This window comes from Helcococcus kunzii ATCC 51366, from assembly GCF_000245755.1.
In the GTDB taxonomy this organism is placed as follows: domain Bacteria; phylum Bacillota; class Clostridia; order Tissierellales; family Peptoniphilaceae; genus Helcococcus; species Helcococcus kunzii.
This window is the reverse complement of the sequence record NZ_JH601088.1, coordinates 686,113-701,080: the sequence shown is the minus strand read 5'-3', so window position 1 is coordinate 701,080 and position 14,968 is coordinate 686,113. Positions and strand designations below refer to the sequence as shown.

At 26.5% G+C, this 14,968-nt stretch carries 14 protein-coding genes; all 14 read right to left on the bottom strand.

Annotation, left to right across the window (positions count from 1 at the left end):
- Positions 1-2,272 (bottom strand): ABC transporter permease family protein (locus HMPREF9709_RS03085; RefSeq protein ID WP_005397850.1); only part of this gene is annotated, 2,272 nt, incomplete at its 3' end.
- Positions 2,232-2,915: an ABC transporter ATP-binding protein gene (locus HMPREF9709_RS03080; RefSeq protein ID WP_005397848.1), complete on the bottom strand. Its 684-nt coding sequence runs from the start codon at positions 2,913-2,915 to the stop codon at positions 2,232-2,234. The genes HMPREF9709_RS03080 and HMPREF9709_RS03085, both read right to left, overlap by 41 nt.
- 66 nt (positions 2,916-2,981) lie before the next feature.
- Entirely contained in the window at positions 2,982-3,356 is a 375-nt protein-coding gene (locus tag HMPREF9709_RS03075; RefSeq protein ID WP_005397846.1) for a hypothetical protein, read from the bottom strand.
- A gap of 323 nt (positions 3,357-3,679) precedes the next feature.
- Positions 3,680-4,963, bottom strand: a complete 1,284-nt coding sequence (locus HMPREF9709_RS03070; protein ID WP_005397844.1) for an ISL3 family transposase — start codon at positions 4,961-4,963, stop codon at positions 3,680-3,682.
- Positions 4,964-5,101: 138 nt separating this feature from the next.
- Entirely contained in the window at positions 5,102-5,536 is a 435-nt protein-coding gene (locus tag HMPREF9709_RS03065; protein ID WP_005397843.1) for a hypothetical protein, read from the bottom strand.
- 65 nt (positions 5,537-5,601) lie between these two features.
- Positions 5,602-6,285 carry an ABC transporter ATP-binding protein gene (locus HMPREF9709_RS03060; protein WP_005397841.1) on the bottom strand — a complete coding sequence of 228 codons (684 nt, stop codon included), beginning with the start codon at positions 6,283-6,285 and terminating at the stop codon, positions 5,602-5,604.
- Positions 6,286-6,287: 2 nt separating this feature from the next.
- Positions 6,288-7,349, bottom strand: coding sequence for an FtsX-like permease family protein (locus HMPREF9709_RS03055; protein WP_005397836.1), 1,062 nt, complete (start codon positions 7,347-7,349; stop codon positions 6,288-6,290).
- 8 nt (positions 7,350-7,357) lie between these two features.
- Complete coding sequence (locus tag HMPREF9709_RS03050) at positions 7,358-8,656, bottom strand: hypothetical protein (protein ID WP_005397835.1); 1,299 nt, start codon at positions 8,654-8,656, stop codon at positions 7,358-7,360.
- 66 nt (positions 8,657-8,722) lie between these two features.
- Positions 8,723-9,127, bottom strand: coding sequence for a hypothetical protein (locus HMPREF9709_RS03045; RefSeq protein ID WP_005397833.1), 405 nt, complete (start codon positions 9,125-9,127; stop codon positions 8,723-8,725).
- Between the two features lie 255 nt (positions 9,128-9,382).
- Positions 9,383-9,919, bottom strand: a complete 537-nt coding sequence (locus HMPREF9709_RS03040) for an Rnf-Nqr domain containing protein (RefSeq protein WP_005397831.1) — start codon at positions 9,917-9,919, stop codon at positions 9,383-9,385.
- Positions 9,919-10,515 carry an Rnf-Nqr domain containing protein gene (locus tag HMPREF9709_RS03035; RefSeq protein WP_005397830.1) on the bottom strand — a complete coding sequence of 199 codons (597 nt, stop codon included), beginning with the start codon at positions 10,513-10,515 and terminating at the stop codon, positions 9,919-9,921. The genes HMPREF9709_RS03040 and HMPREF9709_RS03035 overlap by 1 nt, the downstream gene beginning before the upstream one ends.
- 9 nt (positions 10,516-10,524) lie before the next feature.
- On the bottom strand, positions 10,525-12,525 hold the full coding sequence (locus tag HMPREF9709_RS09525) for an FMN-binding protein (RefSeq protein ID WP_005397829.1): 2,001 nt from the start codon (positions 12,523-12,525) through the stop codon (positions 10,525-10,527).
- Positions 12,522-13,436, bottom strand: coding sequence for an RnfABCDGE type electron transport complex subunit D (locus tag HMPREF9709_RS03025; protein WP_005397828.1), 915 nt, complete (start codon positions 13,434-13,436; stop codon positions 12,522-12,524). Before HMPREF9709_RS03025 ends, HMPREF9709_RS09525 begins: the two co-directional genes overlap by 4 nt.
- A gap of 9 nt (positions 13,437-13,445) precedes the next feature.
- Entirely contained in the window at positions 13,446-14,756 is a 1,311-nt protein-coding gene (rsxC, locus tag HMPREF9709_RS03020; RefSeq protein ID WP_005397827.1) for an electron transport complex subunit RsxC, read from the bottom strand.
- Positions 14,757-14,968: the final 212 nt, after the last annotated feature.

Below are 14,968 nucleotides of genomic sequence, written 5' to 3'. Positions count from 1 at the left end.
AGTTTTCATTTAACATCCAATATGTATTTAACGCACCAATTGAAGAAAAAATCAAAATACAAAATATTAGTATTATATATAGAACTATAATAAGCGATTTTAGATATTGGAAGTTATGAAATTCCTCTAAATAATTAGATAGATCTTTTACATGTAAATTCTTAATTTTACTTGTTGAGTTATATATTTCTTTTGCAACTTCATTCGCTTTATCAAAATTATTTAGATAAACGTGAAGTCTTGTTGGTTCATGATTGATACTATTCTTTTCAAAAAACTTATCTGAAACTAATATTCTATATGATGCAAGTACATGACTATCTAAATCAAACCATCCAATATTTTTATAAGTCTTTGATATCAATGGTAAATTAACTTTATCAACTTTAGCATCTAATTTATCAAGGATTTTATCATTCAAAAATCCTGCTATGTTTTCATTTGATTTAGGGAAGTATATATCAATATCCTTATAATCTAATAGTGTTTCATCTCGTAATATATTTTTTCCTGATTCTTTATATTCCCAATAAAATGTTTTTTGATTCTCCACAGAAAAATCTTCTGATGTTAAATTAACTGATGGTGAAATAAGTATTCCAGATTCTCCATTCAATAAAGTCGTCATATCAGCATCACCAGAAGTTTCTTTGAGTACATTTTCTAAAATAGAATCAGGCATCGAAATAATATTTGCTAATACAAGCTCTTTATTTTCTTCATTGAAATATTTTTTCCAAAAATTTACATCGGTATTTAAAACATCATTATCAAGTATCTCAAAAAATTGTGACTCTACCACTTCTTTTCTCAAAGGAATATACACATAATAGTTTTCATGAAATTGATCAACCTTTTTAATATATTTATTATTTTTTAATTTCTCTAATACATCTGAAAGTTGATTATTATGGTTATAATAATAGAATTGAGTTATACCTAAATCATTATTATTAATATAATCCTCAACATTTATAAATTCATCTCCTTTTAAGACGTGATCCTGTGGAATTTGTTCTTCAACATAATTAATTTGAAAGTCATAGTCTTTTTTTAATTGTCCATATAATTCAACTATTTTATTTTTATTTTCAATAGTATTTAACGAACCTATAAAAGTGAATGACATATATATTATTATTAACATCATTGATGAGTAAATTATTAAATTACTTTTACCCTTTAATATATTATTTAATGATCTTATCTTGTCTTTCTTTAATCTGTTTGTGTTATGCTTTTGGTTTACTATCTTACTTGAAAATATTGCACAAATAGTTGCTGCTAATAAGTAGGAGAATATATAAAGTTTAACATAAGAATAACCCTTAATAATATTAAATTCTACTTTTGAAATATTTATTGCGATTTTAAACAAATAAACTAACAATATATTTAATGTAAAACTAAGTAGTATACAGCTAAGTGCAATTATCAATATTTCTAAACTTACAACAAAAAATAAATTAGATTCTTGAATACCTAAATCTTTATATAATGAATATCTTTCTTTAGAATTAATAGTGTATGAACTAAAAATAAAACAAGCCAATAAAAATAAGATAAAAATTTGTGTAAAATAAAACTCTTTTGGATATGAAAACAAAAATAAATTCGCATCATCTTTTATTGGTTTATTTTCATAATAGTTTCCTTTTATATTATTAAAATCAATTTTATTAACTTCATTTTCATCCAATAATGTAATCCTGTAATTATCATTTTTTTGTACATCTAAAAATGTTTGATTATTTATTAATACATTTGGAGTATATAATTTTTTATTTTCTTCTCTAAAACCTTTTATCCAATTATATCCAAAATCATTAACAATATCTTTTATAGTAAAACTTTTAGTATTTATTGTAATTTTATCATTAACTAAAATGTTCAATTTTGAAGCTAAACTCTTTGTTATAATGGCACTATCATTTTCTAAATTCTTTATATAATCATTATTTGATGAAAAAGAATAATTCTCCGCTCCATTATAAAAACTTCCAATAATGAAATCATCTTGTTTGAAAATATCAATATATGAATGCGGATTATCTTCTGTGCCTGAGTATTCTTCTTTTTCTTGATAAATTATTGTATCAAAAGATCCATATAAGGAAAACTTACTTTCAATTATTCTTTCCTGATTTAAATTTATTATAGAATTTGAAAAAAATAAAATTAACAAAATAATTGATGAAATAAGTAGAGTTATCCAAAAATTACGTGATTTTTTACTGATTGAAGATTTTATCAATTTTAGACTGTTTTTCATTTATTATCTCCCCATCAGAAATTGTGATTTTTTTAGTACCAATTTTTGCTAAATCTATATCATGAGTTGCTATTATGCACAATGTATCATATTTTCTATTAATCTCTAAAAATAATTCAATTAAATTATTTGATGTTGTACTATCCAATGCACCTGTTGGTTCATCAGCCATTATGACCTCAGGCTTTAGCACAATTGCTCTTGCTAAAGCAACTCTTTGTTGCTCCCCACCGGATAAATCAGATGCATATGAATATTTGTATTTTTTTATTTCAAGCAAATCTAAAATTTCTTCTAAATAGATTTCATCTATTTTTTTACCATATATTATTGATGGTATCATGATATTGTTTAATACCGAAATATCCGGTATTAGTCTATAGTTTTGCCATACAAATCCTATATTTTGTGTACATTTTAATTTTATTTCTTCCTCAGACATACTACTAACTTCATTTCCATTAAAAATATACTTACCTTCTTTTGGCTTTAATGTACCATTTAATAGTTTTAACAATGTTGACTTACCACTTCCACTTTTACCAACTATCGTTACTATTTCACCCTTCTTAAATTCCAAATTAATGTTTTTTAAGATTGTTTTGTCATTGTATCCTGCTGAAATATTTCTTAATTTAATCATATTTACCTCTTTGTAATATAATCAATTAAAGAAAGATAAAATTTTATCTTTCTTTAATTAATTATATTAATTACTAAATTTCCAAGCTTGTGTTGATTTATGAACTTGTTTGCCGTCTACATAATAGTATGCATAATGTGAACCTGTTCTACCATTTAAACTGTTTGTAGTTACTTTGCAATATGTACTATTTGCAGTTGAAGCAACATTTGTATAACCAGAATTATCATTGAAACTAACTGTTATTTTATTCATCAATGTATTTTCTGGAGCTGTGGACTCAGTTATAGCATAACCATGCTTATAAAATCCCCAATCAACATTTCCATGAATATGTTTTAATTTTCCATTTACAGCAAATGTAAAATTGTTGAAAATAAAAATTAATAATGTTAATGCTACACCAATCAAAACTTTTCGAACATTTTTAAAATTAGTCATCTCTTCCTCCTTTCTCTTTATATTTGGTAATTTTATGATAACATATTCATGTTTTTTTTCAACATTATTAGACAAGTATTTCTTCAACTGTTAAAGTTAATTAACATATTTACTATAAGCAAAATATAATATCCTTTTCACATTTTTTAACCCAACATTTACAATCACTTTTAATGTATTTTAAATTTGATAATTTAGCTATAAAAAAAAATGAGATAGCATCTGCTACCCCACAATAAATTGGTTCTTTGTCAAATAGTGTTGGTAAAGAATTAGAATAACATTTTATTGGAGTTAGAGTAGAATCTAGCTCCATTGTTATTTTAAATTGTATTAAATTGTTGTTTTAATTTGAAAGAAATTAATATTCTATTTCTAAAGTGAAAGAATGACTTATATCCAAAAGCAACCTTTTTTATAGTTTTGATATAGTTATTTACTCCTTCAGTATAACCGTTTGAATAAGTATATTTTAATGCGTTGTTTACATATTCTATATGTTCAATTAATGTTTCAAATACTGTCCTCATCTCATCTGATACATTATCTTTTAGCATTACTAGATGTGTTTGTAAATCTTCAAAATTTTTAGTTCTAATGTCGCCTAGAATTATTTGATATGCATCATAAGTGTCTTTAAGCTCTTGATCACATTTTATACAATCTTCAACCAGTGTTTCCTGAGACTTAAGCTCTCTAAAATGTGTATATTTGTAAAAATGTGAAGATCGTAAGGTAGAAGAATCTTTAAGAATTAATTTCCAATATTTTTTAAGTCGTTTATATTCCATAGTTGAAGTGTTAAAATTTTTCATAGCAGCTATCCTAGTCTTATTTAAGGCTTTAGATATTAAATTTACAATATGGAATCTATCAAGAATTATCTTTGCGTTAGGAAACATCTCTGTTATCAAACTCATGTAAGGTGTGTATATATCAATATATACAGTCTCAACCATAGCTCTCGCTTCATCTGTAAATCTAGAGAAGTATTTAGTCAGAAAATGAAGTTGTCTATTTTCAACAATATCAATTATTTTATTATTTTCAACATCAGTAAAAATGAAACTCATTGAACCGTCAGCATCTTTAGTTGATTTAAACTCATCGAAAGAAATATGTTTGGGTAACCAAAGATAACTAGGTCTGTAAGATCTAAAGTCTTTGTCAATATATTTTGAAACAGTAGAATGAGAAACATTGTTTAAATTAGCGATATCAATCTCACTTACTTTTAGAGAAATATCTTTTAAAATTTTAGTTTTAAGTCTATTTGAAATTGATTTAAATTTACTAATTAGACTAGTTTCAGCGATGAAAGTAGATTTACATTCTTTGCAAAGAAATCTCTGTTTTTTAAGATCAATGGCGGCAGGTTGACCATTTACAGGAAGAATTCTAACAATTGAATTTTTGCTACCGTGTTTAATTATTTTACTATCATCACAATTACCACATTTAGGGCAAGAGTGAGATTTATATGTTAATTTAGCACAAAAAACAATAGTATGAAGATTGTTAATCAATTTTTCATAAATTTCATCAGAAAAAGTTATATTATCATCTGTTATTGAAAGCATTTTTGTAGTAAAATTATTAAAAGACATTTTGTTCTCCTTTGATATGTTTTTGGTTAATCTAATTCTAAGATAAATTGAGCAATTTGTCTTTTTTTATTTTAAATTAAAGATAGTGTTGATGAAATTTATCCACCAACACTATTTATTGTACAACCAATAAATTTTCTATTTTATTTTCTTTTCTAAAATTTTAGCAATTATATAAAATGATGCTATTATTAATATTATCGGCAATATACTAAGATAAACGATAGTATAACCAAGGTATACATTTGCTAAATATACTATAGCTACAGTACCGATGACTAAAGCTAACATATTTAGTTTACTATCTTTAATTGCATCTTTAAATCTAGTTGTTTTATTTGACATATATAAAACGGTAATAAGTGAGATAAATATAAGTGTGATAAAAAGTCCAATAGTAAAATTCATTTTATACTCAGTTATATTTACAGAAGTAAGTACTAAATCCAATAGTAAATATTCAAAAAATAGTAATGCGAATGAATATAAAAATACTGAATAACTTTTGATGTTCTTTATATTTTTGTTTGATCCCTTTTCTTTTTCTCTCAATAAATCTCTTTCAGTTTTCATAAATACCTCTTTTCGATATTTGTATGATACAGTATTTTTAGATTTATGGCAAGAAAAAGGTGCTTTTATACGTCTTTATCCTCATATAAACTACCATCTATCATTTTATAAATCTTATTAGCTCTTTTAGCAACATTTATATCATGTGTGACTAAAATAATTGATAAACCATTTTTTATTAGTTCATCAAAAACTAATAATATTTCTTCAGCTGTCTCTGCATCCACAGCTCCTGTAGGCTCATCCGCTAATAATAATTTAGGTTTATTTACTATCGCTCTAGCTATAGCAACTCTTTGTTTTTGTCCACCACTTAATTGTGAAACTTTTTTATTTGTTTTAATATCTTCTAGACCAACTTTTTTCAAAGCATTTTTTGCCATGCCATTAAAATCACTTAATTTATATCTTTTATCAAAGTATAAAGGGACCTTTACATTTTTCAATATATTATCTTGTTCAATAAGCATATAATCTTGAAATATAAAACTAATCTCTTTACCTCTGATCTCTGAAAGTTCATTTTCTTTTAAATTTGACATATCTTTATTACAAAATTCATATATACCAGATTCAAAAGTTTCAAGTCCACCTATAATATTTAACAATGTTGATTTACCAACACCACTAGTACCCATAATCGCTATATACTCATTATCTGAAAGTAAAAGATTTAAATCTTTCAATACATGTAGTTCATTATCTTTGCCCTTGTTATAATATTTATTTAATTTTTTTATATTAATCATCTCTACCCCTTGTATGACTCCATCAAAGAATTTTTAAAGTATTTTCTAGCGTTCAGTATAGTCGCAATAACTAAAATTAATAAAAATAGAACAAATACTAATAATATAGTTGATAGTGATATATCATACCAATCTATATTTAATATCGTCTTTAGTACTAAGAATTTTATTAAAATAAATATACTTAAAGCAATGAAAAATGAAACTAAATAAATAATAAAAATCTCAAATGTTATCATTTTATAAAAATATTTTTCATTCATCCCAGAAAATCTATAGATAAAATATCTCTTCTTTCTTGATTCTAATACATACCAATATATTAATGTAATATTTAAAACTGCAAGACCGATAATGGAAGTTTGCATTTCAATACTTCCAAGTATAGGATCATTATACCCCTTAAAATTAATTATCTTATAGTTTGTATTTAATATGTTTGATACATTATCATAAATATCTTTTCTTTCAGATAGAGTATAATCATCGTTTAAGTTTACCCATAAATTATTTATACTTAAGTTAAGTTTTTTTGCAGTTTCTAAAGAAATAATAAAAGAGTTATTATGATGTGAATCTGTAAATCCAACCACTTTTAGATTTTCTCCATTTACTTCAAAATTATCATTTATCTTAATATTTTTAATATAAGAATATTCTTTAGGAATTGCAATTTCCATCTCTTTATCTGAAAATTTAGGTACTTTACCAGTATAGGAAGGTCGAGTACTTTTATCATCAGGTACAAAAAAATCATTAGTAAACAAATAACCACTACTAGATATAAGATTGTCAATTTTTCTACCTAAATCTCCAGGTGGATAAAAGTATAAGTTCATAAAGTTTAATTTGTATTTTTGTATTAAATTAAGTTTATTTAAACCTTCAGTGCTTATTTTATATTCTGCTGTAGAAGTTTTATTAAAATCTTCTTCTCTATTATTATATAATTTATTTGTTGAAAAAATTATCATAAAACATATAGTTATAGATATTATCAATGTAATTATTAAATATTTCAATTTTGGAAAATTATCTCTAATTTCTTGTAAAATAAAGTTCATATTTTCTCCTATAGCTCTCTATAACTTTCAATATATTTTCTACTATCAAAATCTTTAATGGTTACATATGTAATAATTGCAATATATATTTGAGCAAAAACAATCATTATTATAAAACCTGAAATTGAAATAATATAATTATTAAATAAAGCATTTGTAAAGAACTCTACATTATTTTTTATATACTCATTTTCAGAGATAAAAGAAAAAATGCTATATATTATAATAGGTATAAAAACCATGATTGAATAATATATGTGTGTTATCCAATATATATCTTTCTTCTTTGCACCATTAATTAAATAAATATTTAATCTTTTTTTGAGTATTGATTTATTAATTAAAGAAATACTAAATAAAGTAATAATCACCATAATGGTTAAACCTATTATTGTATCTAAATTTCTCAAGATTCTATTATATAAAAAATCTTTATCTGCTTTAATCATGTTTTTACCCAAAGCAAATTCACCAATGTTTTCTTTACGTAGATTATCTAGAAATTGATCAATTTCTTGTTCTCTTGTATTATCCTTAAAATATACAAGTCTCATTGAAGGTTGAATCCAATTATTCTCTAAAGTATTTATTTTTTTATCGTACAAAGTAATTATTTTGTTATCATAAATTATTGGAGGTTCTGTAAATATGTTTGATAATCTAAACTGTTCTGAGTTTGAAACAATATTTTTATCTAAAAAATCATCTAAACCTCTATCAAAATAACCTACAACTTCAAATTTTATATCAACAGGATTAGGGATAAGTTCATTTTTTTCTTTACCAAATATGTATTTATTTATTTTATCAAGTTTATCTCCAATTTTATATGTATCTTTTTTACCACTTGATATCAAAATAGGTATATTTGTACCCTTATATAATTTAATTTTATTTATATCTTTCTCATCAATTATATTTAATAACGATGCTTCATCATACACAAATGTATCGTAATCTACTTCTTTACCATTTTCTATATTTGCAATATATATATGATTAAAACTTGGAGAGTATGATTTAACTATCTCACTATTATTAATTAGTTTTGTAAATTTTTTGTCATTTTCTTTTAGATCTTGTATATTTATTGCATTATTACCAACATAATATACTTCTTTATTCATAAACAAAATAGAATTATTTATTGGTAAATTACTCATTTTATTAATAAAATCAAAACCATTTTTATATTTGTCGATGTTTGGAACCATCATAAAAAGACACATTATGATCTGTAAAAAAACAACCCATTTAAAATACTTTTGTTGGAAAAATAATTCTAGTGACATCTTAAATCTTTTCATGTGTAATACTCCTAATATAAAATAGAGGGAACCTAATCATCAATTTATTTTTTATTTACTATTAATTTATTCAGTAATATTTAATACAAATTCAATAAATCCAAGTGCTTTTGAAAATGATCCAGGCTGTAAATAATCTTTGGATGAAGTATAATTTATGTATGCTAACTTATTTTTATATGTATTACTTGTTTGTGTTTCAAAACTAGTTGTACCATAGTCAGCAAATCTAATTACAGCTGCATTTTTTGTATTTCCATATGATTTTGCAAATGTCCTCGCATTATCTCCTGGTATCTTTGTTCCATAGTCGTAGAAGACAGTTTCATAAGCTCCTCCACTACCATTTCTTGTTAAATTTCTTGAATTGTCATAGTTTACATAGTTTACAGAACTTGCTCCCAATACTGTATAACTACAAATGGAAATTACAATTGCTAACATTAGTATAGATTTGAAAATTTTCTTCATTACCCTCCCCCTTAAGAACGTAATTTTTTACATGATATCGTTCCCTCCGATTAAATTATAGCACCATTATTTTTTATATCAATTCAAATATTAAGAATTTACATATATTTAACATATATTTTACATTCTTTACAATCTGTGACTTATCTCATCAATGTAAACTTTATCAAACAATGTAAATTCCTTTCCGCATATAAAAAAAAAGACTACTCAAAACAACTTTTCAGTCATTTTAAGCAGTCTATTTTCTATCTTCTAAAATAATCCATTAAATCCATAAAATGCTAGCGCAATTAAACCTAAAGCAATAAATGTGATTGGATTGCCTAAGTAATTCTTTGAAATTGCTGCATTTCTGTATTTATATCTAATTGCATCTACTAGGACTGTGATTAATGAAAATCCAAGTCCAGCTCCAATACTGTATAATACAGTATCTAATAATGATAGCCCATTTTGAGATACGATTAGTGCAACGCCTAATAGTAAAGTATTTGCTAAAAGCAATGATTTATTTTCTTTTTCAATAAATGAAGAAAATAATTCTAATATCAATGTTACAATAAATACAAATATGATAATTTGTAAGTATTGATGATCTTTTAGAATATAATCATTTACAAGTTTTGTGATAACTGAAGATATTGTCATAATCACAGTTATAACAAGTCCATTTTTTAATGAAAGTTTTATTTCATCGGCATTTGAACTTAGAGGTCTAACTCCGAAAAATTGTGTTAAAACAACATTATTTATAAATACTGCTGCTAAAATTATACTTAAAAATTCCATTATTTAGCCTCCTCTTTAACTTTTGTTGTAAATGAATTTCCTACCGCCATAAATATACCCAATAGGATAAAGGCAAAGACAGGTTCCTGGAATGTCTTAATAATGTAAGCTTCTGGTATAATTCTTGCACCAAATAAAGTTCCTGCTCCTATAAGTTCTCTTATAAAACCAAGAATAGCTATCACTGCCGCATATCCTAAACTATTTGTAAAAGCGTCCATTATAGAATTTCCAATGGTTTCATGTTTTGCATATTTTTGTAATCTATTTAAGATCATTGAATTTACAGCTATTAAGAAAGCATATATTCCCATTGCTCCAGTTGTAATTGGGAAAAATGCATTTATTAACATATATGCGATAAATGAGAATAAAGCTGTTATAACTGATATGCTAACCATTTCGTACTCATCATCGATTAATGATTTTAATGCAGAAACTACTATACTTGAAGCAATAAATACTCCAAGTACTGCAAGTGACATTATTAACGCCCCTTTGAATGTTCTACTTACAGCTAAAACTGAAACTATACCTAAACCTTGAACTAATACTGGATTATTTTTAATTATATTGTCAAAATGTGAATTTTTCATAACTTCCTCCTATTGCCCCAAGCTTTCATAAACTTCAAGTATAGCTTTATAAGCGGAACTCATACCTTCTGATGTGATGGTAGCGCCAGAGATGTCATCAACAGATTCTATTTCTTTGATGTTTTTACCAACGATATTATTCTTATATCCATCTTCTTGAATGACAGCTCCAAATCCCTCAGTTTCAGATTGATTATAAATAACTAAATCTTCAATTTTTCCATCTTTTGAAATCAATAATCCAAATTCAATATCACCACCAAAACCTGTAGTTTTAGCGTCATAGATTCTTCCAATTTCTTTTCCTTCTGATAAAGCATCTACTACTTTTATAACTTTATCATTTGATTTGAAATCAACATCTTTAACTTCATCAACACCTTTGAATGATTTGTAATCATGTTCAGTAGAACTATTTGAATTTGCATCTTTACCATCTTGATTGGAATCAGCATTTTCTACAACTTTTGCATCTTTTGAATCAGCAAATGCTTTGACAGCAGAATTCAATCCTTTAATTAAACCATCTGTAGTAAATGTCGCACCAGAGATACCTTCGATATTATCTCCATTTTTGAATTCCTTAGTCTTTGATAAGTCTAATCCCTTAATCTTATCCTTGAATGAATCTTCCGCAATCTCAGCACCATATCCTTCAGTTTCTGAATGATTGTAAACCTTAAAATCTTCAACTATTCCTTCATTTGAAACTAAAAGACCGTATTCAATAACACCTGCAAATCCATCGACATTTACATCTATAATGCGTCCGATTTCCTTGTCACCTGCATAAGCTTGTGAAACTGCAATAACTTCATCATTTGTACCTTTATCTAGAGGCTTACTAGAATCAACCGCTTCAAAAGCTTCCGCATGATTATATTTTGAACCCTTATCATCTTCAGATGCTTCCATTAAAGCGTCCACATCTAGTTTTTCGAAGTTTTTCTCATCATTTTTAACTTTATCAAATTGAACTAGTCCTTCAATCGCTCCATCAAAAGCTTTTTGAATGGCTTGTGATGTAATGGTAGCTCCTGAAATTAATAATATATCTTTTTCTCCAGTAGGATTTTCTCTTAATTTTATAGCCTTTGTTAAAAAGTTTTTATCTAAATTAAGTCCCACTAGTGAATTTTTGTAAACTTCATCATCAATATAACCACCTAAATCTGGTGTTTCATTTTGTGATGGGAATATTGACTTAAACACTCTATATTCATCATTGATTCTTGTTAAAATATCTATATTTCCACCATATCCTTTTGTTGACATTTGTAAAATATAAGAGTTTAACTTTCCATCTTTTCCAACAACTTTAATAATTCTATTTAAGTTTGCATTATACACTTCTGGTGATTCTTCGTTTAATTTCAATTCTTCAAATGTATAATTTGATAAACTATCATCTAAAAGTTCTTCATATTTTTCAACATAATATGGTTTTTCTTCTACAATTTGTTCAACATTTTCAGATAAAGTTGAAAGTAAATTTACAACAGTTTTTAATTCATCTAAAAATGCATTTGTTGTTATTGTAGCCCCTGAAATAGCTTCAATTTGTCCTTTTTCTACATCTTTTTCACCTGCTGAAACTCCTTTGGATACATTAACATCTTTTACCCCTTCAGCAAATTCTGATGTAGCTATTGCAGCACCAAAACCTTCAGTTTCTGATTGTTCAAGTACTTCAATACCTTTTATGATACCTTCTTTTGTGATACCAATTAAGAAATTGATAGGACCACCATAACCTTGTGGCACAGTTGCATCAAACACATAACCAACTGCATTTGATCCATCTGTAACTTCATAAACTTTGTTTATACTTTCAGTTTTTTCAAATTCTATTTCTTTAAAATCTTTTCCTTCTGGAAATACTGATGCAAACTCACTATTTCCTTCTACTTTTTGTTGTAGAGGCTCTAATAATTTATTTGCTCCAAATACTAGAGCGATGGCAACTACAGCAATCAATAATGTTTTAATTAATGATGTAGATTTTTTCATTTTTGTGCCCCTTTCACTCCAAATACTCTTGGACGAATTAATTTATCAATTAGAGGAACAAATACATTCATAATAATAATCGCAAAGGATACACCTTCTGGATATCCTCCATAAAGTCTAATCACAACTGTTAATATACCTGCACCAATAGCATAAACTATTTGTCCCATTGGTGACATTGGTGATGATGAATAATCTGTAACCATAAATACAGCTGCAAAAATAATTCCTCCAGAAAGTAATTGTGATAATGTATCAACAAAGTCATATTTTAATATGTAGAATAAAACAGCACATGTGATCATATATGCTAATGGCATTCTTAATTTAATTACTTGTTTAAATAATAAATAAGCTAGACCTATTAAAATAGCAACTTTTGAAACCTCACCGATTGTACCTGGTATATTACCAATGAATAAATCCATTAATGAAGAAGGTCTACCGCCTAATGGTGTTGCACCCGCAACTCCGTCATATGTAAATGTCCCCATTTGTGCTGGCCATGTAACTAACATAAATACTCTCGCTGCTAAAGCTGGATTCATAAAGTTTTGACCAATACCGCCAAATAATTCTTTTACAATAACAATTGCAAAGATACTACCAACAATAGCCATCCAGATTGGAAACTCAACTGGCAAGTTAAATGCTAAAAGCATACCAGTGACAACTGCTGATAAATCTTTTATTCTGACTGGTTTATGTAATAATTTTTGGATTAAAAATTCTGAAGCTACACATGCAACAACAGTTACAAGTGTAAGAATTAATGCTCTTGCTCCAAAGAAATACACTGAAGCAAATAATGCTGGTAATAAAGCTATTACAACATCAAGCATAACAGTTTGTGTACTTTTTTTATTTCTTATATGAGGAGCTATCATACTATATTTTTTTATATTTTCCATTATCTCCTCCTATTGATTTAACTTTCTAACTAAAGCTTTACCTTCTTTGAATGTTTCAACTAAAGGTATATGAGCAGGACAAATATATGAGCATAGACCACATTCTATACATGACATAATATTATTTGCTTCTGCTTCTCTAACTTCATTATTTCTAACTAATTGTTCTAGATTAAATGGTTGCAATCCAACAGGACAAGCTTCTACACAAGCAGCACATTTTATACATGGCTCTTGTTCTGGATATTCTGATTCTTCAATACTTAAAGCTAAAATACCATTTGTAGGTTTTTCTAAAGGAATTTCTAAATCAGTTTTTGCAAATCCCATCATTGGACCACCAATGATAACTTTAGCTAAATTATCATCTAATCCACCTAAATGTTCTATCGCTTTTGCAATTGGTGTACCAAATCTAACAAGTGCATTAACTTTTTGTTTCATCGCTTCACCAGAAAATGTCACAATTCTTTCATATAATGGTTTATTGTGACAAACGGCTTGTTTAATTGCGTATGCAGTTGTTGCATTTGAAACGATAACACCAATGCTAAATGTTTGTTGACCAAAAGGTACTTCTTTTCCTAAAACAACGTCAATAACCCTCTTTTCGTCACCTTGAGGATATTTTGCTTTAGCAGGTACAACCCTAATATTTGATTCTCCTTCAACAGCTTTTTGCAAAGCAGCTATAGCTTCAGGCTTATCATCTTCAACTAGAATATGACCATTTTTTGCATTTAGTACTTTCATTTCAATTTTCAATCCAGTTACTATTTCTGATGCAAAATTTCTCATAGTAACATCATCTGATGTTAAGTATGGTTCACACTCTGCTGCATTTATAATAACATCTTGGATTGGTTCAGGTGGTGTTAATTTAATATGAGTTGGAAATGATGCCCCACCAAGCCCTGTAATACCTAACTCTTCAATGATTCCAATGATTTCTTCAGAAGACATACTATTATAATCTCTATCCATTAATTCGTAGCCTTTTTCATCTTTATGATCATTCTCAATGAAAATACAGTTTACAGTATTTCCTCTAGTAGCTGGCGCTACTTCAATTTTTATTACCTTTCCGGATACGCTGGAGTGAATATTTGCAGAAATTGCTCCCACTTTTTCTCCAACTTTTTGTCCAACTTTTACATAATCTCCTACTTTAACAATAGGATTAGATGGAGTTCCAATGTGTTGTAGCATTGGAATCTTAACTATATCTGGTGCAGGTATTTCTATGTACTTATTGCCACGGCTTAATTCTTTTTTACTATGAATATGAAAACCGCGCTTAAATGTGTTTTTTAATACCATATGTTACCCCTTTTTATTTTCGATTTTTAAAATCATATAAATTATAGCATAATGTGAAGATATTATCATTTTATTAGTATTTTGTTAGTCTATTATCATTTTATAATGTTAACAAAAATTAATAGAATAATATTTATTATAAAAAAGAGCTATCACAGGATTGCAATAGCTCAAATATTTATTAATTAAATATATCACTTACTAAGAATCCC

What these genes read in the sequence shown, in the direction of transcription:
- HMPREF9709_RS03080 (WP_005397848.1), bottom strand. Translation starts at nt 2,915, where the DNA reads ATGATTAAATTAAGAAATATTTCAGCAGGATACAATGACAAAACAATC.
- HMPREF9709_RS03075 (WP_005397846.1), bottom strand. Translation starts at nt 3,356, where the DNA reads ATGACTAATTTTAAAAATGTTCGAAAAGTTTTGATTGGTGTAGCATTA.
- HMPREF9709_RS03070 (WP_005397844.1), bottom strand. Translation starts at nt 4,963, where the DNA reads ATGTCTTTTAATAATTTTACTACAAAAATGCTTTCAATAACAGATGAT.
- HMPREF9709_RS03065 (WP_005397843.1), bottom strand. Translation starts at nt 5,536, where the DNA reads ATGAAAACTGAAAGAGATTTATTGAGAGAAAAAGAAAAGGGATCAAAC.
- HMPREF9709_RS03060 (WP_005397841.1), bottom strand. Translation starts at nt 6,285, where the DNA reads ATGATTAATATAAAAAAATTAAATAAATATTATAACAAGGGCAAAGAT.
- HMPREF9709_RS03055 (WP_005397836.1), bottom strand. Translation starts at nt 7,349, where the DNA reads ATGAACTTTATTTTACAAGAAATTAGAGATAATTTTCCAAAATTGAAA.
- HMPREF9709_RS03050 (WP_005397835.1), bottom strand. Translation starts at nt 8,656, where the DNA reads ATGAAAAGATTTAAGATGTCACTAGAATTATTTTTCCAACAAAAGTAT.
- HMPREF9709_RS03045 (WP_005397833.1), bottom strand. Translation starts at nt 9,127, where the DNA reads ATGAAGAAAATTTTCAAATCTATACTAATGTTAGCAATTGTAATTTCC.
- HMPREF9709_RS03040 (WP_005397831.1), bottom strand. Translation starts at nt 9,919, where the DNA reads ATGGAATTTTTAAGTATAATTTTAGCAGCAGTATTTATAAATAATGTT.
- HMPREF9709_RS03035 (WP_005397830.1), bottom strand. Translation starts at nt 10,515, where the DNA reads ATGAAAAATTCACATTTTGACAATATAATTAAAAATAATCCAGTATTA.
- HMPREF9709_RS09525 (WP_005397829.1), bottom strand. Translation starts at nt 12,525, where the DNA reads ATGAAAAAATCTACATCATTAATTAAAACATTATTGATTGCTGTAGTT.
- HMPREF9709_RS03025 (WP_005397828.1), bottom strand. Translation starts at nt 13,436, where the DNA reads ATGGAAAATATAAAAAAATATAGTATGATAGCTCCTCATATAAGAAAT.
- rsxC (WP_005397827.1), bottom strand. Translation starts at nt 14,756, where the DNA reads ATGGTATTAAAAAACACATTTAAGCGCGGTTTTCATATTCATAGTAAA.